Below are 17,857 nucleotides of genomic sequence, written 5' to 3'. Positions count from 1 at the left end.
TCGGATCACGACGCCTTGCGCGGGCGTTTCGCCGCCGGTTTCTTGGCCTTGGTCTTGCCACCCAGGCTGCGCTTGAGCAGTTCGGTGAGGTCGATGATGTCCGCGCCCTTTTCCGCCGTGGCGCCCTCGCCTTTCTCCACGGTCTCGATCTTGCCCTTGCTGGCCTTTTCCTCGACCAGGTCGAGAATGGTCTGGCGAAACGCGTCGTGGTATTCATCGGGCTTCCATGGCCCGCTCATGTCCTCGACCAGGCGCTTGGCCATGTCCAGTTCGCGCTTGTCGACCTTGCTGTCGGTCACGCTCTTGTCCAGTTCCAGCGTTTCCAGCCCGCGCACCTCCTCCGGCCAGCGCAGGGTGATCATCACCAGCGCTTCATCAAGCGGGCGCAGCAATGCCAGGTGCTGGCGGGTGTGCAGCACAACCGTGGCCAAGGCCACCTTGCCGGTGCTCTCCAATGTCTCGCGGAGCAAGGCATAGACCCTGCCGCCCCGGCGGTCCGGGCTCAGGTAATACGGCGTGTCGAACTGTTGCAGGGGGATCTCGCCGGCCTCGACGAACGAGAAGATATCGATGGTCTGGGTCGCTTCGGGCCGGGCCTTGCGGATTTCTTCCTCGCTGATCACCACATAGCGGCCTTTCTCGTACTCCACGCCCTTGACGGTGTTTTCCTTGTCGATTTCCTTGCCGCTGACCTTGTTCACCCGCTTGTAGCCGACCGGCTCCATGCTGCGCTTGTCCAGCCAGTCGAAATCCACCCGCTCGCTGCGCACGGCGGTGTTGAGGGACACCGGGATGTGCACCAGACCAAAACTGATCGCGCCTTTCCAGATAGCCCTGGCCATGGCTGGCTCCTATGCGTTCGAGGACAGGCCGGGCTGGCTGTAGCGCAACGCGCCACAGCGTTCGCAGCATTGGCATTCGAGCCCGGCGACTTCACGGTTCAGCAGGCTGCGCCATTGGCAGCCACGCAGCAGGCAGACGAGTTTCATCAGCCACCTCCCTGGCCCACATTGACGGGGCGCTTACAAGGACTGACTGCGCGGCGCGCGGAAGGTTTATTCGGCTTTGCCCTACGGCAACGGATTGCCCCCGGTGACGCCGAAAGTCTCGCCGGTGATGTAGCTCGACTCCTGGCTGGCCAGCAGCACGTACAACGGCGCGCACTCGGCGGGCTGGCCCGGGCGCTTCATCGGCGTGTGCCCGCCGAAGTCGGGGATCTTCTCCGGTGGCTGGCCGCCGCTGGGCTGCAGCACGGTCCAGATTGGCCCGGGGGCCACCGCGTTGACCCGGATACCGCGCTCGATCACCTGCTTGGCCAGGGCCTTGGTGAAGGCGACGATGGCGGCCTTGGTGGTGGCGTAGTCGAGCAGCGCGGCCGATGGCTGGTAGGACTGGATCGAAGCCGTGTTGATGATGGTCGCCCCGGCCGGCATCAGCGGCACGGCGGCCTGGCACAACCAGAACAACGCATAGACGTTGGTCTTCAACGTATGGTCGAACTGCTCGTGGGTGATCTGCCCGATCTCCTTGCGCGCCTCCTGCTTGCCGGCGACGTTGACCAGGATGTCGAGCCCGCCAAGCCGTTCATGGGCCTGGTCGACCAGCTGGCTGCAAAAGCGCGGATCCTTGAGGTCACCGGGCAACGCCACGGCCTTGCGCCCCTCGGCCTCGATAAGCTGCACCACTTCGCGGGCGTCGCGCTCCTCGGTCGGCAAATAATTGAGGGCGATGTCGGCGCCCTCCCGGGCGAAGGCAATGGCCACGGCCCGGCCGATACCCGAATCGGCGCCGGTGATCAGGGCGCGCCGGCCGGCCAGGCGGCCAAAGCCCTTGTAAGTGGTTTCGCCGTGGTCAGGCTTGGGTTGCATGTGCGCATCCAGGCCTGGGGCAGATTGATGCTGGGCGGGAAATGGCGGATGCGGATATTGGGTCAGCGGGTTCTGCAGGGTGAACTGGTCTTGCGGCTTACCAGACATGGGCTGGACTCCTGCTCAAGGTTGGCGGTACGGGCCCGGTTATGGACCCCGCCACTTTTCGAGAGCGCCCGCAGAACGTTAGTTTGCATTGATCTACAACGACAGCGACAGAAGGTAAGGCTGAAACCAGCTCACTAGCGGGTCAACCATTTGCATCACGGAGCCTCTGCGAAGTTGCAGTAACACTGGGTGGGACGAAACTTGAGCCGTTCCACATACCCAGGTTCACAGACATCGAAGGCGCCTCATCGATATCCCCTGGCGCGGGCTGCCGAACTTGAGGTGCCACCGTGGCAGTTGGGCGCGGTCTGGTTGCCGACGTATCTTCCATGGAAACAGTCTCAATCCGCCCATTCGTCGCAGGCATGACTGCCCCAGGTAAAGGCCGGCGCGGCTCAAAGCTTCCGGTTGCCTGGTTCCACATGCCCAGGTCCTCAGAGACGGGAGCGCTCACTGACCTCGTTACCGACTCCTGTGCTGGAGGATTCAGCGGTCGAACGATGGACTGTTGGCGAGCACCAATGGGCCGGTGAACCAAACCTGAATCTCCGTTGGGTCTCCTCATGGGCATGCCGTCCAGGGAGGGCCCTTGGACAACCCTCTCCTGTGGCCGCGCCACGCCGACTCGAATGGGGGCATGGCCAGAGGGGTCGCACATGTTCACCGGATCACCAAGGCAATAGGCATAAGCATTGATGCCACCAGCCAGGAACGGGCTTTCCCTGTCGGCTGAATGGAACCGCATCAAGGCTGGGCTGTAAAAGCGATGACCGCTCCCCAGTAAATACCCACCCATCGGCGCTTCTCGCCGTTCGCCAGCGAATCCGGTAGCTGGAGGCGTCCCAGGCGGGGTCCCGACAAAGCCGAACGGTGTATAGCTGAGACCAACGCCCCCCCTGGCCGATGCAGTCATCATGCAACTGCGCAGCGAATCCGTTGCCAAAAGCAGGCTTTGCTCAGGTTCGGAATGCGACAGACCCACCGATGGCCCAGACATAGCGTTACTCCGCGAGAAATGGCCCTCAGCTTCCTTGCTGGAGGCAAGCGCCACAACTAGCAGTTTTATCAGGTGCCACCCAGCTGCTGTCATCTATGTAGCACGACGCCGCCTGTCTCGCTAACCACCAGTTTCACCACCCTATGCAGAGCCCCAGCCTTGTCTTCGCCTTCAGCTATCGCCGCGGCCAACAGCTCTCGTTGATGGTCGGCACTGGTGCCCTCGCGCAAGATTCGCCAAGCCCCCATGAATGCCCGTTCGGCATCAGCGCTGTCGGCCGGACACTGCACCTGGAGCTGAGCCAACCACGCCTCGGCGCTCACCGGTTGTTGCTCTTCAATGCCGATGAATACCCCCTGGCGGCCATGACGCAGGGCGCGCCAATAGTTCTCCTGGGTGATCCAGCGCATCTCCCGGCTGGCGGTGCCAGTGTGCCGCCCCTGCGCATGCTCGACGAGATGGCGAAACAGGCCGGCGATGGCCAAGGCGTCCTCCAGCCGCGGACAACCGTCGCAGATACGCAATTCGACGGTAGGAAACCGCCGCGAGGGTCTGATCGCCCACCAGAAGTCGCCGTCCTCGGCCAGTGTGCCGGTGCGTTGCAACAGCGCGCGATAACGCTCGTAGGCGCTCCAGTCCGGCAGCGGTTCTGGCAGGCCCATGTGCGGCCACTCCCCGCACACCACGCGGCGGTAGCTCATGTAGCCGGTGTCCTGACCGCCCCAGTAGGGCGACGAAGTGCTGAGCGCCAACAGCAAGGGCAGCCAGTACAGCACTCGGTTGATCACCTGCATGCGATCAAGCCCTGGCGGCACCCCGACATGCACGTGCAAGCCGTTCAACAGGCTGCGCCTGGCCACCAGCCGGTAGTCGTCGAACAACTGGCGAAAGTGCGGGGTTGCGCGTGGATGCTGGCGCAACCACTGGGCGCTGGGGTGGCTTGCCGCACAGTACAGACCCGCCCCCTCGCCAGCCAGCGCCTGGCTCAGGCGCTGGCGTTGCTCGGTAAGGAAAGCGCGGGCCTGGTGTAGCGTGTCGAACACCGGCGAAGCCAGTTCGATCTGGCTGCGGAACATCTCTTCGGCGAAACACGCCCCCAGCACCTCACGGCACAGACGGGTCAGTGCCGCCGACGGCGCGGACAGCACCCGGCCGCTGTCCAGCGCCACTAGCAGGTACTCTTCCTCGATGCCGAACGTGCAAGGCCGCCCCATGCGCTCATCCGCCGCGGCGGGTGACGGTCAGGGCCACGGCGGCGATGCGCTCGACCTGTTCATAGCCGGGCTCGAGCAACTGCTCGCCGAACACGTCCGGATCCAGCTCCCGGTAGTGCCAGCTCAAGTCAGGGCCGGCCAGGCGCAGGCGGACCGCTTCGAGCAAGGCATCGCGCCCCTCGACGATCGCCACTCCGGTGTACAGCAGCAATGTACCGCCCGGTGCCAGGCGCTCACAGGCCTGCTCGACGATACGCAGCGACAGGTCGGCGCCGAGCGCCCCACCGCCGTGACGATAGACGCGCTGGCTGGCATCGAGCATATAGGGCGGGTTGGCAACGATCAGGTCGAATGTGCCGGTGATCCCCGTGAGCAGGTCGCTGGGCTCGACCGAGACATTGGCCAGCCCGGCCAGGGCGGCGTTGACCGCGGTGTAGCGCAGTGCCAGGGGGTTGATGTCCAGCGCACTGACCTGCGCATGACGCGCGGCGCGGGCAATCAGCAAGGCGCCGATGCCGCTGCCGCAACCGATATCGACGGCGTGCTGCACGCGCCGGGGGCTGCGCCGCAGGTGATCCTCGATCAGCTGGGCAAAACGGTAGCTGTCCGGCCCGAAGAACACCGCGTCGCTGCTGTCCGTCGGCCAGGCCGAATGCACCAGCAGCAGGTCGTCCAGGCTCGACCAACGCACCCGGCTGCGCCACAGGTCGCCGTGCGCCTGCAGCACGCCGGCCGTGCCCAGTTGTTCCAACTCGTCGCCACTGATCAGCGAAGCCGGGAACGGCCGGCTCCAGCCGAATACATCGCGTAGCGTATGCGCACATTGGGCCTGAGGTCGGGCGTTGACCCGCGCCTGGGTGGCCGGGGTGACGCAGGTGAAACGGTAGCTATCGGCATGCAGCCTGCGGCCCAATTGCAACAAGGCCTCGTCGGCACGGATCTGGTTCTGGTCGAGTTGCATCACGGCGGCCCTCCCTGGAACAGCCCGGTGGCTGCGATGTAGTCGCGGGTGGCACGCAGCCCCGCGGGTTCGGCGTGCCGGTTACCAGCCATGGCCTCGATCAGGGAGGCGATATCCGACGCCTGGGCCCATCCGGGCGGCTCCGCCTGCAGGGCCAGCGCCTGCTCCCACTGCCCTGGCGGCACGCGGCGAGGAAGGTCCCCTTGCCAGTTGCCGGCGATCCAGTCATGCCACAGTTGTTTCTCGTAGGCACTGAACACGCCGAACATCGCCGCGCCGGGGCCGTTGATCAGTGACCAGAAACGGCTCTGCATCGGGTCGCTGTCACGCTTGATCCACCCCTGGGCTTGCAGGGCCTCCAGGAACCCGGCCATCGCCCCCGGCTCGGCAAGCCACTGGTTGATAGTTCGCCCTTGCAGGCGACAGCGATCGGAATGCATGAACTGGCCGAACACGCGCTTGCGCTCCAGCGCGGCGAGCAGTTCGCCCTGCAGGTCGAAGCTAGCGATCAGCGAGGGCGTGTCGAGCCCCAGGTCGTTGAGCCGATAGCCATGCCTGACACGCGCATAGAAATCCTCATCGCCCGCTGGCGCCAACATTCGCAGGCTCTCCAGCGAACGTCGGGCATGGCCGCTGGCGGCGTTGTCGATGGTCACGTGCAACTGGAAGTAGTGGGCGTCGATACCCAGTTCGGCCAGTTCGTGGGTGGTGATCAGCAGGTGCAGCGGTGGCTGTTCATACCCCAGGTTGTAGCCGATCACCTCGGGCAGGAAGCGCTCGCAATGCTGGCCTAGGGCCAATTGCACGGCGCCCTGCATGAAGCGTGAAGGCTCCAGTGGCAGCCCTTGCAGGCACCCCAGGCGGCTGAGCAGGCGCTGGTAGATCAGCACATGGTTGCAACGGGGGTCGCCGTCGCCCAGTTCTTCGAGAAAGGTGCGGATCAACCCGTGATAACGAGGGTCGCGCCAGTGCCGCAGGGTACCGTGTAGCCAGGCGCCGTCGACCGCCTTGGTCGGCGCGACCTGCTGCAGGAACCACAAGGCCTGGGCGCGGGTGGCGAAGTAGCGCCGGGGCGCTCCTTCGCGCCGCTGCCGCAGGTAATGCGCATGGTCGTGGGCGACCTGGGCGGCATGGTTTTCGGCCCATTCGGGCAACTGTTCAGGGTCGTCCGGCAAATCATCGTCCCGCTCACGAACGCGGCGCAGTTGTATTTCCAGCCAGTCTTCGGCAGTGGCATCGCGTCCGGCCAGCAGCGCCTGGTAGCGGTGCGCCAGATCATCGGTCATGTTCTGCGTGGCCTGCCAACGCACGCCGTCACGGATCATCGCCACCATGCCGGTCACCTCGCGCTATGGATTCTGGGGCTTGGTTTCGGGGGACGGATTGCTGGTCGGTGGATTGGGTTGCTGCATCTGCAGCGAGGGCTTGCTCGGGTCGGCGTCTTTCGCCGGATGGTCGTTGTCGCGGTCAAAGCAGCCGCCCAACAGGCTCAGGCTGCCCAACAGGCAAATCAGGGGTGCGATACGCATGGAAACCTCCTGGTGCGGTGTGCGCGGTGCCAGGCGAACCCGGCACCGCGTGCCCTCACTTACGAGCGGCCGCCCTTGTGGCCGGACTCGCTCTGGCGATTGCCGCCACCGGAGCTCTGCCCGCCCTTGCGACCGGCTTCGGACGCTTTCTCGCGGTCATTGGCGAAATTGCCTGGGTTCTTCGTTCCACCCTGGCTGCCGGTCTTGTTGGCGTCCTGCTTGTTGGTGTCCTGGCGACCGGTCATGTTGCTGTCTTTGTTGGCCATGGTTGCAAAAACCTCGTGTGGCTAAGGGTTGCACGGCGAGGTGCCGTACATGGATTGGGAGTACGGCGATAAAGAGGGATTCGGATTATTCCGAGCAGATCGGACCGGTGGCGCTAAACAAGCGGCGACGGTGTATTTGGGGCGCAAGCGGATGCCCGGTAGGCAGACCTTGCGTTGACCCCAGGCGGATATCTGGCATACTTTGCCAACCTACCGACCGGTAGGTTGATATCTTGCTTTCACGGACCCTTGCTCATGCCCGCTTCACATTTGCGCTTCGCCGCCTCCCTCGCCCTGATCGGCGCCCTTGGCCCGTCTGCCATCGACATGTATCTGGCCAGCCTGCCGGAAATGGCGCGCGACTTCGCCACCGGCTATACCCAGGTTCAGCTGACGCTGACCGTGTTTCTGCTGGCCATGGGTGCCGGGCAACTGCTGTTCGGGCCACTGGTGGATGCCTTGGGGCGGCGTCGCCCGCTGCTCGCCGGCCTGCTGGTGTTCTGCATCGCCTCGCTGGCCGCAGCGGGCGCGCCGTCGCTGGACACGCTGCTGCTGGCGCGCCTGCTGCAAGGCCTGGCCAGCGCGCTGACGCTGGTGGTGATCATGAGCATGGTCCGCGACAGCGCCGATGGCGCACGGGCGGCGCAGATCTTCGCCCTGCTGATGACCATCGAGGGCCTGGCGCCGATCCTCGCCCCGGCCCTGGGCGGGATGATCGACGCGGCCTATGGCTGGCGGGCGATCATGCTGGTGCTGGCCGGCCTCGGCCTGCTGACCCTGGTCAATTCGGCCATGACCCTCGATGAAACCCTGCCGCCGGCGCATCGGGTGCGCCTGGCACCGGCCACGGTATGGCGTACCTACGCCCGCATCGCCGCCGACGGCGCGTTCCTGCGCCCGGCCCTGGCCCTGTCGGCGGTGTTCTTCTTCCTGTTCGCCTACATCGCCGGCTCGGCTTATGTGTACCAGCAGCACTTCGGCCTCTCCAGCACGCACTTCGGCCTGCTGTTCGGCGGTTGCGGCGTTGCCATCCTGCTTGGCGCGGCGCTGTCCGGCTATTGCGTCAGCCGGCACGGCGTGGCCCGGGTTGCCTGGTGGGGGGCGCTGTGCATGGGTGCCGGCGCAGCACTGGCGGTGCTTGCCGGCCTGTCCAGCGCAGGCCTGCCGCTGCTGCTGGCGGGCGTGGTGCTGGCGCTGTTCGGCTTAGGGATATGCGAGGCCACCTTGATGGCCCTGGCGATGTCATCGCAGCAGCGCGATGTCGGCTCGACGGCGGCCCTGCTCGGCGCGCTGCAACTGGTGATCTCGTCCAGCGCCACGCCCCTGGCCGGGCACCTGGCGACCCTGGGCGCGCTGGCCTGGGCCTGGTTGCTGGCGGCGGCAGCCGTGGTCATCGTCGGTTTGACCCGCGCCGCCGTGGCACAGACAATCAGCGCCTCGTCCTGCAGCGTCAACCCGGAGTGACCGCCTTGAAAGCCCTGACCCCTTCCGCCGCGCGCATCTGCGAGCACGCCGTGGAGCATTTCGCCGAACACGGCTACGACGGCTCGTCGCTGAACGAGATCGCCGCCCTGGCGGGCATGCGCAAGGCCTCGCTGTACGCCCACTTCGCCAACAAGGACGCGTTGTTCGCCTGCGCCTTCGAACGGGCCCTGGCCGATGAGACCGCCTACGTCGAGGCGGGCTTCGGCCATGAAGCGGCTGGCCGCGAGGCGCCGGGACACTGGCACCCGCTGCACCTGGCCGAGCGCTACGCGGCGTCGGCCAACCTGCGCTTCGTGCTGCGCAGTGCATTCCTGCCGCCGGCACCGGTCCGCTCGATCGTCACCAGCGGCTTCGAGGCGTACCTGGAGCGGATCCGCCAGGGCTTCTGCCAGGCGCTGCTCGACCGGCACGCCTGGGCCCGCAGTGATGGCAACAAGCTGGAGCTGTATGGCGATGCCTACCTGGGGATCATCGACAGCCTGCATGTGGAGCTGCTGTACGCGCCCCCGGCGGTGTATGCGCGGCGGGCAGCGTCGTTGCTGAAGATTCTCGATGATTCGCTGTACCTGGCCGGGCTGTAGCAGGCCCCTGTATCCGACCCAAGGGCCTTATCGCGGGGCAAGCCCGCTCCCACGCTGTACCCGTGGGAGCGGGCTTGCCCCGCGATGACAGTGACCCGCGCTCACACGATCAGGGCCTGACCTTCTTCAGCTCGTTCAACAATCCCATCAACTGCTCCAGCTTGTCCGCGCCGAACTGGCGCTGGATCTCCTGGTAGTTGCGCTCCATCTCCTCGCTCATCGCCAGGAACGCCTGCTGGCCGCGCACAGTCAGGCTGATGAAGATGCGTCGCTGGTCTTCCGGCGATTTACGCCGCGCCACCAGGCCGTCGCGCTCCAGGCGCTTGAGCACGCCGCTCATGCTCGGCTTGAGGATGCAGGCCTGGTCGGCCAACTGGTGGCTTTCCAGCTCGCCCTGCTGGCGCAAGATGCGGATCACCCGCCATTGCTGCTCGGTCAGGTCGTGGGCATTCAGGGCCGGGCGGAAGAACGCCATGGTCGCTTCGCGGGCCTGCAGCAGGGTCAAGGTCAGGGAGGGTCTTGGTTGGGTCATCAGGATACAGGGCTGTTTTATTAAGATATTAATAAAGTGAAATACATTTTCACCCGGGCTGTCCAGCCCTGTGAAAAGTACCAGCGTTCCTGGCAAACACCCCTTTCACCCTCCCCGCGCCCATCGCACGATTTGCTCCAGGCCTGCAACCCGGAGCCAGCCAACGCATGTCAACGCAACCCCGCCTGGCGCTGACGATACTCACCCGGCGTCATCTGCGCATGGCGCTGGAAGAAGCGGCTGAAGTACGCCGGGTCCTTGAACCCCAGGCGATAGCAGATCTCGTTGGCCGAGCCGCCGGTGTACAGCAGCAAACGCCGCGCCTCCTGCATCAGCCGCTCGAACACCAGGCGCTTGGACGGCAGGTCGGCCATGCGCCGGCATACGTCGTTCAGGCGCGCCTCGGTCACGCCCAGCGCCGCCGCATAGGCCGGCAGGGTCCAGTGGTCGAGGTAGTGGCGCTCGATCAGTTCGTTGAAACGGTGGAACAGCTGCAGGTCCTCGTGCCGCGCGGGCGTGGCCTCCAGCGAATTGGCGCACAGGCGCAGCAGGCTGATCATCACCAGGCGCGCCAGGTCCTGCACGGCGGTGCCCTGCCCGGCCTGGCCGTGGCCGATTTCGTCGCCGAGCAGGTCGAACAGCTGCTCCAGGCGCCGGACTTCCCCGGCCGCGGCGCCCTGCAAATGACCCAGGGCGACGCAGGCCGGTTGCAGCCTCGGCCCCAACGCCAGTCCAGGCTCGGCCTGCAGCAGTTGCCAGACCAGTTGCTGGCGCACGGTCAGCACATGGCCATCGGCATCGGGCTCGGTGACGAAGGCATGGGGAATGGTCGGCGGGGTGAGGAAGAACATCGGCCCCGACTCGTGGTAACGCTGCTCGTCCAGGTACACCCGCACGCTGCCGGTCTTCACGTAGTGCACCTGGAAGAAGCGGTCGTGGCGGTGCACCGGCATGTTGCGGCCAAAGAAGCCGGCCAAGTTGCCCAGCCGGTCATAGTGCACCTCGCTGTCGCTGTAGCGCTGGTCGTAGACCTGACCGATGTTGATGTTGGGGATCGGCTGTCGTTCTTTCATTGTTGTTCTCGCAGCGGTGAGACGCGCCGGGGGAAATCATCCTAGCACCACCGGCCAGCGGCGAATGCCTTGACGATCGTTAACATATTAAATATAACGTTAACACATTAACAAAAACACCACGAAGCGCCCCCGATCGCTTCGCCCACCGCAGGAGAAATGCATGAGCCGTGCCTTGCACGAGGTCGCCAGCGGCAGCCTGTTCGGCGTCGCCCTGAACTACCAGGGCCTGCTGCAACAGCATCTGGCGTCCTTCCACGAAGCGCCGTACCAGCAACCGCCGGTCAAGCCGGTGCTGTTCATCAAGACGCCCAACACCCGCAACGGCAACGCCCAGCCGGTGACCTACCCATCGGCAGTCGAACGCCTGCAAGCGGGCCCTGCACTGGGCGTGGTCATCGGCAAGGACGCCAGCCGCGTCAGCCTGGACCACGCGCTGGAGCACGTGGCGGGCTACACCATCGTCAACGAGTTCAGCCTGCCCGAAGACAGCTACTACCGCCCGGCGGTCAAGGCCAAGTGCCGCGACGGCTTCTGCCCGCTCGGCCCGCAACTGGTGCCGGCCGCGCAGGTCGGCAACCCCGACGCGCTGGGCATTCGCCTGTGGGTCAACGGCGAGCTGCGCCAGCAGAACAACACCGCCAACTGCGTGCGCGGCGTGGCCCGGCTGATCGCCGAGATCAGCGAGTTCATGACCCTGCATGCCGGCGACGTGCTGATTACCGGCACGCCGGAAGGCCGCATCGATGTGCTGCCCGGCGACCAGGTGACGGTCGAGATCGACGGCCTCGGCCAGCTGACCAACCCCATCGTCGCCGAACAAGGACTCGCCCCATGAAGCACGCCCGTATCCTGCTCGACGGCCAAGTCCACGCGGCCACCGTCGAAAACGACCAGCAACTGCGCCTGGCCGATGGGCGCCTGGTAGAGGCCGACCAGGTCACCTGGCTGCCACCGGCTACCGGCAGCATGTTCGCCCTGGGCCTGAACTATGCCGACCACGCCGCCGAGCTGGCCTTCACCCCGCCCACCGAGCCGCTGGCCTTCGTCAAGTCGCCCGGCACCTACACCGGGCACAACCAGGTCAGCTGGCGCCCGGACAACGTCAAGTACATGCACTACGAGTGCGAACTGGTGGCGGTGATCGGCAAGCCGGCGCGCAACGTCAAGCGCGAGGACGCCCTCGACTACCTGGCCGGCTACACGGTGTGCAACGACTACGCCATCCGCGACTACCTGGAGAACTACTACCGCCCCAACCTGCGGGTGAAGAACCGTGACACCACCACCCCGGTGGGCCCGTGGATCGTCGACGTTTCCGATGTGCAGGATCCGTCGAACCTGACCCTGCGCACCTGGATCAACGGCGAGCTGAAACAGCAAGGCACCACGGCCGACATGATCTTCGACATCCCCTACCTGATCGAATACTTCTCCAGCTTCATGACCCTGCAACCCGGCGACATGATCGCCACCGGCACCCCGGAAGGCCTGGCCGACGTGGTCCCGGGCGACGAAGTGGTGGTGGAAGTGCAAGGCGTTGGCCGCCTGGTCAACCGGATCGTCAGCGAAACCGAGTTCTTCGCCCGTAAAGCACAAGAGGCAACAGCATGATCAAGCACTGGATCGATGGCCGCGAAGTCGAGAGCCGCGACACCTTCGTCAACTACAACCCGGCCACCGGCGAGGCCATCGGCGAAGTCGCCAGCGGCGGCGCCGAGGAAGTCGCCCTGGCCGTGGCCGCGGCCAAGCAAGCCTTCCCGAAATGGGCCAATACACCGGCCAAGGAGCGCGCCCGGCTGATGCGTCGCCTGGGCGAACTGATCGAGCAGAATGTGCCGCAGCTGGCCGAGCTGGAGACCCTGGACACCGGCCTGCCGATCCACCAGACGCGCAACGTGCTGATTCCCCGCGCCTCGCACAATTTCGACTTCTTCGCCGAGGTGTGCACGCGCATGGACGGCCACAGCTACCCGGTGGACGACCAGATGCTCAACTACACCCTGTACCAGCCGGTGGGCGTGTGCGCGCTGGTGTCGCCGTGGAACGTACCGTTCATGACCGCCACCTGGAAGACCGCGCCGTGCCTGGCCCTGGGCAACACCGCGGTGCTGAAGATGAGCGAGCTGTCACCGCTGACCGCCAATGAACTGGGGCGCCTGGCCGTGGAAGCCGGCATTCCGAATGGCGTGCTCAACGTGATCCAGGGCTACGGCGCCAGCGCCGGCGATGCCCTGGTGCGCCACCCGGACGTGCGCGCCATCTCCTTCACCGGCGGCACCGCCACCGGCAGGAAGATCATGCAGACGGCCGGCCTGAAGAAGTACTCCATGGAACTGGGCGGCAAGTCGCCGGTACTGATCTTCGAGGACGCCGACCTCGAGCGTGCGCTGGACGCCGCCTTGTTCACCATCTTCTCGCTCAACGGCGAGCGCTGCACCGCCGGCAGCCGCATCTTCATCCAACAGAGCGTTTACCCGCAGTTCGTCGCCGAGTTCGCCGCACGCGCCAAGCGCCTGATCGTCGGTGATCCGACCGACCCGAAGACCCAGGTCGGCTCGATGATCACCCAGCAGCACTACGACAAGGTCACCGGCTACATCCGCATCGGCCTGGAGGAAGGCGCACGCCTGCTGGCAGGGGGCCTGGAGCGCCCGGCGGGCCTGCCGGCGCACCTGGCCAAGGGGCAGTTCATCCAGCCAACGGTGTTCGCCGATGTGAACAACAAGATGCGCATCGCCCAGGAAGAGATCTTCGGCCCGGTGGTGTGCCTGATCCCGTTCAAGGACGAGGCCGAGGCGCTGCAACTGGCCAACGACACCGAGTACGGCCTGGCTTCGTACATCTGGACCCAGGACATCGGCAAGGCCCATCGCCTGGCCCGTGGCATCGAGGCCGGGATGGTGTTCATCAACAGCCAGAACGTACGCGACCTGCGCCAACCGTTCGGTGGCGTCAAGGGCTCGGGCACCGGGCGCGAGGGTGGGCAATACAGCTTCGAGGTCTTCGCCGAGATCAAGAACGTGTGTATATCCATGGGTAGCCATCACATTCCGCGCTGGGGCATCTGACGCCATCGCGGGGCAAGCCCGCTCCCACGCAATGTGCCAAATCGGCGTGGGAGCGGGCTTGCCCCGCGATGCGGCCACAACAACAATCACAGGAGATTCCCATGGGCACACTCGCTCTCGCCGCCAAGATCACCCACGTGCCGTCAATGTACCTGTCCGAACTGCCCGGCCCGCGCCAGGGCTTTCGCCAGGCGGCCATCGACGGCCACCTCGAGATCGGCCGGCGCTGCCGCGAACTGGGCGTCGACACCCTCGTCGTGTTCGACACCCACTGGCTGGTCAACGCCAACTACCACATCAACTGCGCCGCGCACTTCGAAGGCCTGTACACCAGCAACGAACTGCCGCACTTCATCGCCAACATGAACTACGGCTTCCCCGGCAACCCCAAGCTGGGGCGCATCCTCGCGGAAGAATGCAACCGCCTGGGCGTGGAAACCATGGCCCATGACGCCACCACCCTGGCGCCTGAGTACGGCACCCTGGTGCCGATGCGCTACATGAACGCCGACCAGCACTTCAAGGTGGTCTCGGTCTCGGCGCTGTGCACCTCGCACTACCTCAACGACAGCGCCCGCCTGGGCTGGGCCATGCGCAAGGCGGTCGAGGAACACTACGACGGCACCGTGGCGTTCCTGGCCAGCGGCTCGCTGTCCCACCGTTTCGCCCAGAACGGCCAGGCCCCGGACTTTGCCACCAAGGTCTGGAGCCCGTTCCTGGAAACCCTCGACCACCGCGTGGTGCGCATGTGGCAGGACGGCGACTGGGCCGATTTCTGCGCGATGCTGCCCGAGTACGCGGTCAAGGGCCATGGCGAAGGCTTCATGCACGACACCGCGATGCTGCTCGGCGCCCTGGGCTGGTCGCAGTACGACGGCAAGGCCGAGGTGGTGACGCCTTACTTCGGCTCCTCCGGCACCGGCCAGATCAACGCGATCTTCCCGGTCACCCCGCAGGACGGCAGCGCGATCCCCGCCGCCCAGGCCTCGAACCCGGCCGGCATCACCTCCACAAGCCGCCTGTAAGGAGCACCACCATGCCCCATCTGGTCCTGCTCTACAGCCCGGATATCGAAGCCGACGCCGATATGCCCGGCCTGTGCCGCGCCCTGGCCGACTGCATGCTCGCCCAGCGCGACGAACACGATCGCCAGGTGTTCCCCACCGGCGGCACCCGTGTGCTGGCCTACCCCGCCGCCCATGCGGCAATCGCCGATGGCCGCGGCACCTACGGTTTCGTCTACGCCAACCTGCGCATGGGCGCTGGCCGCGGCGCCGCGGTGCACCAGCAGGTCGGCGACGCGCTGCTGGCGGTGTTGCGCCGGCACCTGGATACGCTGCTGGAACGTCGCCCGGTTGGCGTGACCCTGCAGATCGACGAAAGCCAGGCCCAGGTGTACGACGCCAAGCACAGCAGCCTGCACCCTCTGTTCACCCGCCAGCCCTGAGGTCTCCATGCTCGACGCCCGCATCATCCAGCAAGCCGCCGCCCGCCTCGACCAGGCCGAACGCACCCGCGAACAGGTCGGCCAGTTTTCCCTGGAACACCCCTCGATCGGCATCGAGGACGCCTACGCCATCCAGCGCGCCTGGGTGGCGCAGAAGATCGAGGACGGCCGCAAGCTGGTCGGCCACAAGATCGGCCTGACCTCCCGGGCCATGCAGGTCTCCTCGAACATCACCGAGCCGGACTACGGCGCGCTGCTCGACGACATGCTGTTCGACGAAGGCAGCGACATTCCCTTCGAGCGTTTCATCGTGCCGCGGGTCGAGGTGGAACTGGCGTTCATCCTCGGCAAGCCGCTCAAGGGGCCGAACGTGACCCTGTTCGACGTGCTCGACGCCACCGAGTGGGTGATTCCGGCGCTGGAGATCATCGATGCGCGCATCCAACAGGTCGACCCGCTCAGCGGCGCCACCCGCAAGGTGTTCGACACCATCTCCGACAACGCCGCCAACGCTGGCGTGGTGATGGGCGGGCGCGCCGTGCGCCCGGGCGACATCGACCTGCGCAAGGTCCCGGCGGTGCTGTACCGCAACGGTGTGATCGAGGAGTCCGGGGTGTCGGCCGCGGTGCTCAATCACCCGGCCAAAGGCGTGGCCTGGCTGGCCAACAAGCTGGCGGCGCACGACGTGGGTCTGCAAGCCGGTCAGGTCATCCTCGGCGGCTCGTTCACCCGCCCGGTGGCTGCCCGTCGCGGCGACACCTTCCACGTCGACTACGACCAGCTCGGCTCGATCGCCTGCCGTTTCGTCTGAGGAGCGCCCATGGACATGCCCATCAATACCTTCAAGCAACGCCTGCGCAGCGGCCAGGCGCAGATCGGCCTGTGGCTTGGCCTGGCCGACCCGTACTGCGCGGAGCTGGCGGCCAACGCCGGCTTCGACTGGCTGCTGCTCGACGGCGAGCACGCGCCCAACGACCTGCGCAGCCTGCTTGGCCAGTTGCAGGCCGTGGCCCCCTACCCGGCCCAGCCCATCGTCCGCCCGGTGATCGGCGATACCGCACTGATCAAGCAGTTGCTCGATATCGGCGCGCAGACCCTGCTGGTGCCCATGGTCGAAAGCGCCGAGCAGGCGCGCCAGCTGGTGCGGGCGATGCGCTACCCGCCCCTCGGCGTGCGTGGTGTCGGCAGCGCGCTGGCGCGGGCCTCGCGCTGGAACAGCATCCCCGGCTACCTGGACCAGGCCGACCAACAGATGTGCCTGCTGGTGCAGGTGGAGAACCGCGAAGGCCTGGCCAACCTCGACGCGATCTGCGCCGTCGAAGGCGTCGATGGCGTGTTCATCGGCCCCGCCGATCTCAGCGCCGCCATGGGCCAGCGGGGCAATCCGGGGCATCCCGAGGTGCAGGCGGCCATCGACGACGCCATCGTGCGCATCGGTCGCGCCGGCAAGGCGGCGGGGATCCTCAGCGCCGACGAAGCACTGGCGCGCCGGTATATCGAGCTGGGCGCGGCGTTCGTCGCTGTGGGGGTCGACACCACTGTGCTGATGCGCGGCCTGCAGGGGCTGGCGGGCACGTTCAAGGCAGGGACCGCCGCCATTGCCCAGGGCGGTGTCTACTAGCCTGACCTTGTAGCGCGTAAGCTCGATGTTGCGGCACTCCGGTGATGACAGAAAGCACTACTGGCCCGCCCGGCAGCACCATGCTAGCCTCCGCGCGCCCCGCCTTGCGGGGCCGCGACAACGTCGAATCAAGGAGTCAGGCAATGGACCTGCTGTTTCTGGGCACCTCTTCCGGGGTGCCCACCAAGGCCCGCAACGTCAGTGCGACTGCGGTCATCGAGTCGTCCGGTACGGGGTGGTACCTGGTCGATTGCGGCGAAGGCACCCAGCACCAACTGCTGCACAGCCCGCTGTCGGTGCGCGACCTGCGCGCCATCTTCATCACCCATGTACATGGCGACCACTGCTTCGGCCTGCCGGGGCTACTGGCCAGCGCCGGCATGTCAGGGCGCAAGGAGCCGTTGCAGCTGGTACTGCCGGCCGAGCTGCAGGCCTGGGTCCGGCAGAGCCTGGCGGTCAGCGACACCTACCTGCCCTTCGAGTTGCAGATGCAGGCGCTGGAGACCTTCGCTGGCCAGAGCCACGGCAACATCCAGGTCGGCGTGGTCGAGCTATCGCACCGGGTACCCTCCTATGGCTTCGTGTTCGAGGAGCGCGACCCGCAACCGCACCTGGACACCGAGCGCCTGCGCGCCGACGGCATCCCGGCCGGGCCGCTGTGGGGGCAGATCGCCCGTGGCCGGACGGTCGAGCACGAAGGTCGGCAGATCGACCCGCTGGCCTACCTGCAACCGACGCGCCCGGCACAGCGAATCATCGTCTGCGGTGACAACGACCGCCCTGAGCTGTTGAGCGAACTGGCCGCCAACGTGGACGTGCTGGTCCACGAAGCCACCTTCACCCAGCCGGTGGTCGAGCGAGCCCAGGCCAGCTTCGGCCACAGCACGGCGGCTGCGGTGGCGCGCTTCGCCGAGATGGCGGCGGTGAAGAACCTGGTGCTGACGCACTTCAGCGCCCGCTACCAGTCGGGCGGCGGGCGCGGCGGTTCCATCGAGGACGTGCGCGAAGAGGCGCAGGCGCACTACAAGGGGCGCCTGACCCTGGCCCGAGACTTGGCGCGCTATCGGATTGACCGTGACGGGGTGCTGGTCGAGGTGGAGTAAC

20 protein-coding genes and 1 pseudogene are annotated in these 17,857 nt (G+C 66.2%); 10 read left to right on the top strand and 11 right to left on the bottom strand.

Going from position 1 to position 17,857, the window contains the following annotated elements; translation table 11 throughout:
* Positions 1-5: 5 nt before the first annotated feature.
* The 9 genes and pseudogenes from ABZO33_RS20475 to ABZO33_RS20435 form a co-directional block, all read right to left on the bottom strand.
* The gene (locus tag ABZO33_RS20475) at positions 6-842 is read right to left on the bottom strand and encodes a Ku protein (protein ID WP_414537494.1); all 837 of its coding nucleotides are present in this window, start codon (positions 840-842) and stop codon (positions 6-8) included.
* Between the two features lie 9 nt (positions 843-851).
* Positions 852-989, bottom strand: a complete 138-nt coding sequence (locus ABZO33_RS20470) for a PSPA7_2676 family Cys-rich small protein (protein WP_414537493.1) — start codon at positions 987-989, stop codon at positions 852-854.
* Positions 990-1,070: 81 nt separating this feature from the next.
* A complete protein-coding gene (locus tag ABZO33_RS20465) occupies positions 1,071-1,976 on the bottom strand; it encodes an SDR family oxidoreductase (RefSeq protein WP_414537492.1) in 906 nt (301 codons plus the stop codon).
* A gap of 142 nt (positions 1,977-2,118) precedes the next feature.
* Positions 2,119-2,889 (bottom strand): RHS repeat-associated core domain-containing protein, encoded by a 771-nt coding sequence (locus ABZO33_RS20460; RefSeq protein WP_414537605.1) that lies wholly within the window; start codon positions 2,887-2,889, stop codon positions 2,119-2,121.
* A gap of 173 nt (positions 2,890-3,062) precedes the next feature.
* On the bottom strand, positions 3,063-4,187 hold the full coding sequence (locus tag ABZO33_RS20455) for a carboxylate-amine ligase (protein ID WP_414537491.1): 1,125 nt from the start codon (positions 4,185-4,187) through the stop codon (positions 3,063-3,065).
* A gap of 4 nt (positions 4,188-4,191) precedes the next feature.
* On the bottom strand, positions 4,192-5,148 hold the full coding sequence (locus tag ABZO33_RS20450; protein WP_414537604.1) for a methyltransferase: 957 nt from the start codon (positions 5,146-5,148) through the stop codon (positions 4,192-4,194).
* Positions 5,148-6,482, bottom strand: a complete 1,335-nt coding sequence (locus ABZO33_RS20445) for an iron-containing redox enzyme family protein (protein ID WP_414537490.1) — start codon at positions 6,480-6,482, stop codon at positions 5,148-5,150. Before ABZO33_RS20445 ends, ABZO33_RS20450 begins: the two co-directional genes overlap by 1 nt.
* A 15-nt stretch (positions 6,483-6,497) precedes the next feature.
* Positions 6,498-6,677, bottom strand: coding sequence for a hypothetical protein (locus tag ABZO33_RS20440; RefSeq protein ID WP_414537489.1), 180 nt, complete (start codon positions 6,675-6,677; stop codon positions 6,498-6,500).
* A 59-nt stretch (positions 6,678-6,736) separates the two neighbouring features.
* Positions 6,737-6,859: pseudogene (locus ABZO33_RS20435) on the bottom strand (general stress protein); the annotation flags it as partial.
* Between the two features lie 339 nt (positions 6,860-7,198).
* On the opposite strand from ABZO33_RS20435, the gene ABZO33_RS20430 reads away from it, so the two are divergent.
* Together ABZO33_RS20430 and ABZO33_RS20425 are read left to right on the top strand one after the other, a co-directional pair.
* On the top strand, positions 7,199-8,407 hold the full coding sequence (locus tag ABZO33_RS20430; protein WP_414537488.1) for a multidrug effflux MFS transporter: 1,209 nt from the start codon (positions 7,199-7,201) through the stop codon (positions 8,405-8,407).
* Between the two features lie 5 nt (positions 8,408-8,412).
* The gene (locus ABZO33_RS20425; protein ID WP_414537487.1) at positions 8,413-9,009 is read left to right on the top strand and encodes a TetR/AcrR family transcriptional regulator; all 597 of its coding nucleotides are present in this window, start codon (positions 8,413-8,415) and stop codon (positions 9,007-9,009) included.
* Positions 9,010-9,118: 109 nt separating this feature from the next.
* Here ABZO33_RS20425 and hpaR read toward each other — a convergent pair whose 3' ends face one another.
* Both hpaR and hpaA read right to left on the bottom strand, forming a co-directional pair.
* Positions 9,119-9,541 carry a homoprotocatechuate degradation operon regulator HpaR gene (gene hpaR, locus ABZO33_RS20420; RefSeq protein WP_023632900.1) on the bottom strand — a complete coding sequence of 141 codons (423 nt, stop codon included), beginning with the start codon at positions 9,539-9,541 and terminating at the stop codon, positions 9,119-9,121.
* A 170-nt stretch (positions 9,542-9,711) separates the two neighbouring features.
* Positions 9,712-10,614, bottom strand: coding sequence for a 4-hydroxyphenylacetate catabolism regulatory protein HpaA (gene hpaA, locus ABZO33_RS20415; RefSeq protein ID WP_414537486.1), 903 nt, complete (start codon positions 10,612-10,614; stop codon positions 9,712-9,714).
* 163 nt (positions 10,615-10,777) lie between these two features.
* Here hpaA and ABZO33_RS20410 point away from each other — a divergent pair, with 163 nt between their 5' ends.
* From ABZO33_RS20410 to ABZO33_RS20375, 8 genes are all read left to right on the top strand, one after another.
* The gene (locus ABZO33_RS20410) at positions 10,778-11,452 is read left to right on the top strand and encodes a fumarylacetoacetate hydrolase family protein (protein ID WP_414537485.1); all 675 of its coding nucleotides are present in this window, start codon (positions 10,778-10,780) and stop codon (positions 11,450-11,452) included.
* A complete protein-coding gene (locus ABZO33_RS20405) occupies positions 11,449-12,228 on the top strand; it encodes a fumarylacetoacetate hydrolase family protein (RefSeq protein WP_414537484.1) in 780 nt (259 codons plus the stop codon). The genes ABZO33_RS20410 and ABZO33_RS20405 overlap by 4 nt, the downstream gene beginning before the upstream one ends.
* Positions 12,225-13,685 (top strand): 5-carboxymethyl-2-hydroxymuconate semialdehyde dehydrogenase, encoded by a 1,461-nt coding sequence (gene hpaE / locus ABZO33_RS20400; RefSeq protein WP_414537483.1) that lies wholly within the window; start codon positions 12,225-12,227, stop codon positions 13,683-13,685. Before ABZO33_RS20405 ends, hpaE begins: the two co-directional genes overlap by 4 nt.
* 101 nt (positions 13,686-13,786) lie before the next feature.
* A complete protein-coding gene (hpaD, locus tag ABZO33_RS20395) occupies positions 13,787-14,710 on the top strand; it encodes a 3,4-dihydroxyphenylacetate 2,3-dioxygenase (RefSeq protein ID WP_414537482.1) in 924 nt (307 codons plus the stop codon).
* Positions 14,711-14,721: 11 nt separating this feature from the next.
* On the top strand, positions 14,722-15,132 hold the full coding sequence (locus tag ABZO33_RS20390; RefSeq protein ID WP_414537481.1) for a 5-carboxymethyl-2-hydroxymuconate isomerase: 411 nt from the start codon (positions 14,722-14,724) through the stop codon (positions 15,130-15,132).
* 7 nt (positions 15,133-15,139) lie between these two features.
* Positions 15,140-15,943 (top strand): 2-oxo-hept-4-ene-1,7-dioate hydratase, encoded by an 804-nt coding sequence (gene hpaH / locus ABZO33_RS20385; protein ID WP_414537480.1) that lies wholly within the window; start codon positions 15,140-15,142, stop codon positions 15,941-15,943.
* A 9-nt stretch (positions 15,944-15,952) separates the two neighbouring features.
* Positions 15,953-16,753, top strand: a complete 801-nt coding sequence (gene hpaI, locus ABZO33_RS20380) for a 4-hydroxy-2-oxoheptanedioate aldolase (protein ID WP_414537479.1) — start codon at positions 15,953-15,955, stop codon at positions 16,751-16,753.
* A 143-nt stretch (positions 16,754-16,896) separates the two neighbouring features.
* A complete protein-coding gene (locus ABZO33_RS20375) occupies positions 16,897-17,856 on the top strand; it encodes a ribonuclease Z (RefSeq protein WP_414537478.1) in 960 nt (319 codons plus the stop codon).
* Position 17,857 lies beyond the last annotated feature (1 nt).

The organism is Pseudomonas sp. CAM1A, from assembly GCF_047501685.1.
In the GTDB taxonomy this organism is placed as follows: domain Bacteria; phylum Pseudomonadota; class Gammaproteobacteria; order Pseudomonadales; family Pseudomonadaceae; genus Aquipseudomonas.
The sequence above is the reverse complement of the archived record's forward strand: the minus strand, read 5'-3'. Positions and strand labels throughout refer to the sequence as shown.

What these genes read in the sequence shown, in the direction of transcription:
- ABZO33_RS20405 (WP_414537484.1), top strand. Translation starts at nt 11,449, where the DNA reads ATGAAGCACGCCCGTATCCTGCTCGACGGCCAAGTCCACGCGGCCACC.
- hpaE (WP_414537483.1), top strand. Translation starts at nt 12,225, where the DNA reads ATGATCAAGCACTGGATCGATGGCCGCGAAGTCGAGAGCCGCGACACC.
- hpaR (WP_023632900.1), bottom strand. Translation starts at nt 9,541, where the DNA reads ATGACCCAACCAAGACCCTCCCTGACCTTGACCCTGCTGCAGGCCCGC.
- ABZO33_RS20470 (WP_414537493.1), bottom strand. Translation starts at nt 989, where the DNA reads ATGAAACTCGTCTGCCTGCTGCGTGGCTGCCAATGGCGCAGCCTGCTG.
- hpaI (WP_414537479.1), top strand. Translation starts at nt 15,953, where the DNA reads ATGGACATGCCCATCAATACCTTCAAGCAACGCCTGCGCAGCGGCCAG.
- hpaD (WP_414537482.1), top strand. Translation starts at nt 13,787, where the DNA reads ATGGGCACACTCGCTCTCGCCGCCAAGATCACCCACGTGCCGTCAATG.
- ABZO33_RS20460 (WP_414537605.1), bottom strand. Translation starts at nt 2,889, where the DNA reads ATGACTGCATCGGCCAGGGGGGGCGTTGGTCTCAGCTATACACCGTTC.
- ABZO33_RS20475 (WP_414537494.1), bottom strand. Translation starts at nt 842, where the DNA reads ATGGCCAGGGCTATCTGGAAAGGCGCGATCAGTTTTGGTCTGGTGCAC.
- ABZO33_RS20440 (WP_414537489.1), bottom strand. Translation starts at nt 6,677, where the DNA reads ATGCGTATCGCACCCCTGATTTGCCTGTTGGGCAGCCTGAGCCTGTTG.
- hpaH (WP_414537480.1), top strand. Translation starts at nt 15,140, where the DNA reads ATGCTCGACGCCCGCATCATCCAGCAAGCCGCCGCCCGCCTCGACCAG.
- ABZO33_RS20410 (WP_414537485.1), top strand. Translation starts at nt 10,778, where the DNA reads ATGAGCCGTGCCTTGCACGAGGTCGCCAGCGGCAGCCTGTTCGGCGTC.
- ABZO33_RS20375 (WP_414537478.1), top strand. Translation starts at nt 16,897, where the DNA reads ATGGACCTGCTGTTTCTGGGCACCTCTTCCGGGGTGCCCACCAAGGCC.
- ABZO33_RS20430 (WP_414537488.1), top strand. Translation starts at nt 7,199, where the DNA reads ATGCCCGCTTCACATTTGCGCTTCGCCGCCTCCCTCGCCCTGATCGGC.
- ABZO33_RS20465 (WP_414537492.1), bottom strand. Translation starts at nt 1,976, where the DNA reads ATGTCTGGTAAGCCGCAAGACCAGTTCACCCTGCAGAACCCGCTGACC.
- ABZO33_RS20455 (WP_414537491.1), bottom strand. Translation starts at nt 4,187, where the DNA reads ATGGGGCGGCCTTGCACGTTCGGCATCGAGGAAGAGTACCTGCTAGTG.
- ABZO33_RS20445 (WP_414537490.1), bottom strand. Translation starts at nt 6,482, where the DNA reads ATGGTGGCGATGATCCGTGACGGCGTGCGTTGGCAGGCCACGCAGAAC.
- hpaA (WP_414537486.1), bottom strand. Translation starts at nt 10,614, where the DNA reads ATGAAAGAACGACAGCCGATCCCCAACATCAACATCGGTCAGGTCTAC.
- ABZO33_RS20390 (WP_414537481.1), top strand. Translation starts at nt 14,722, where the DNA reads ATGCCCCATCTGGTCCTGCTCTACAGCCCGGATATCGAAGCCGACGCC.
- ABZO33_RS20450 (WP_414537604.1), bottom strand. Translation starts at nt 5,148, where the DNA reads ATGCAACTCGACCAGAACCAGATCCGTGCCGACGAGGCCTTGTTGCAA.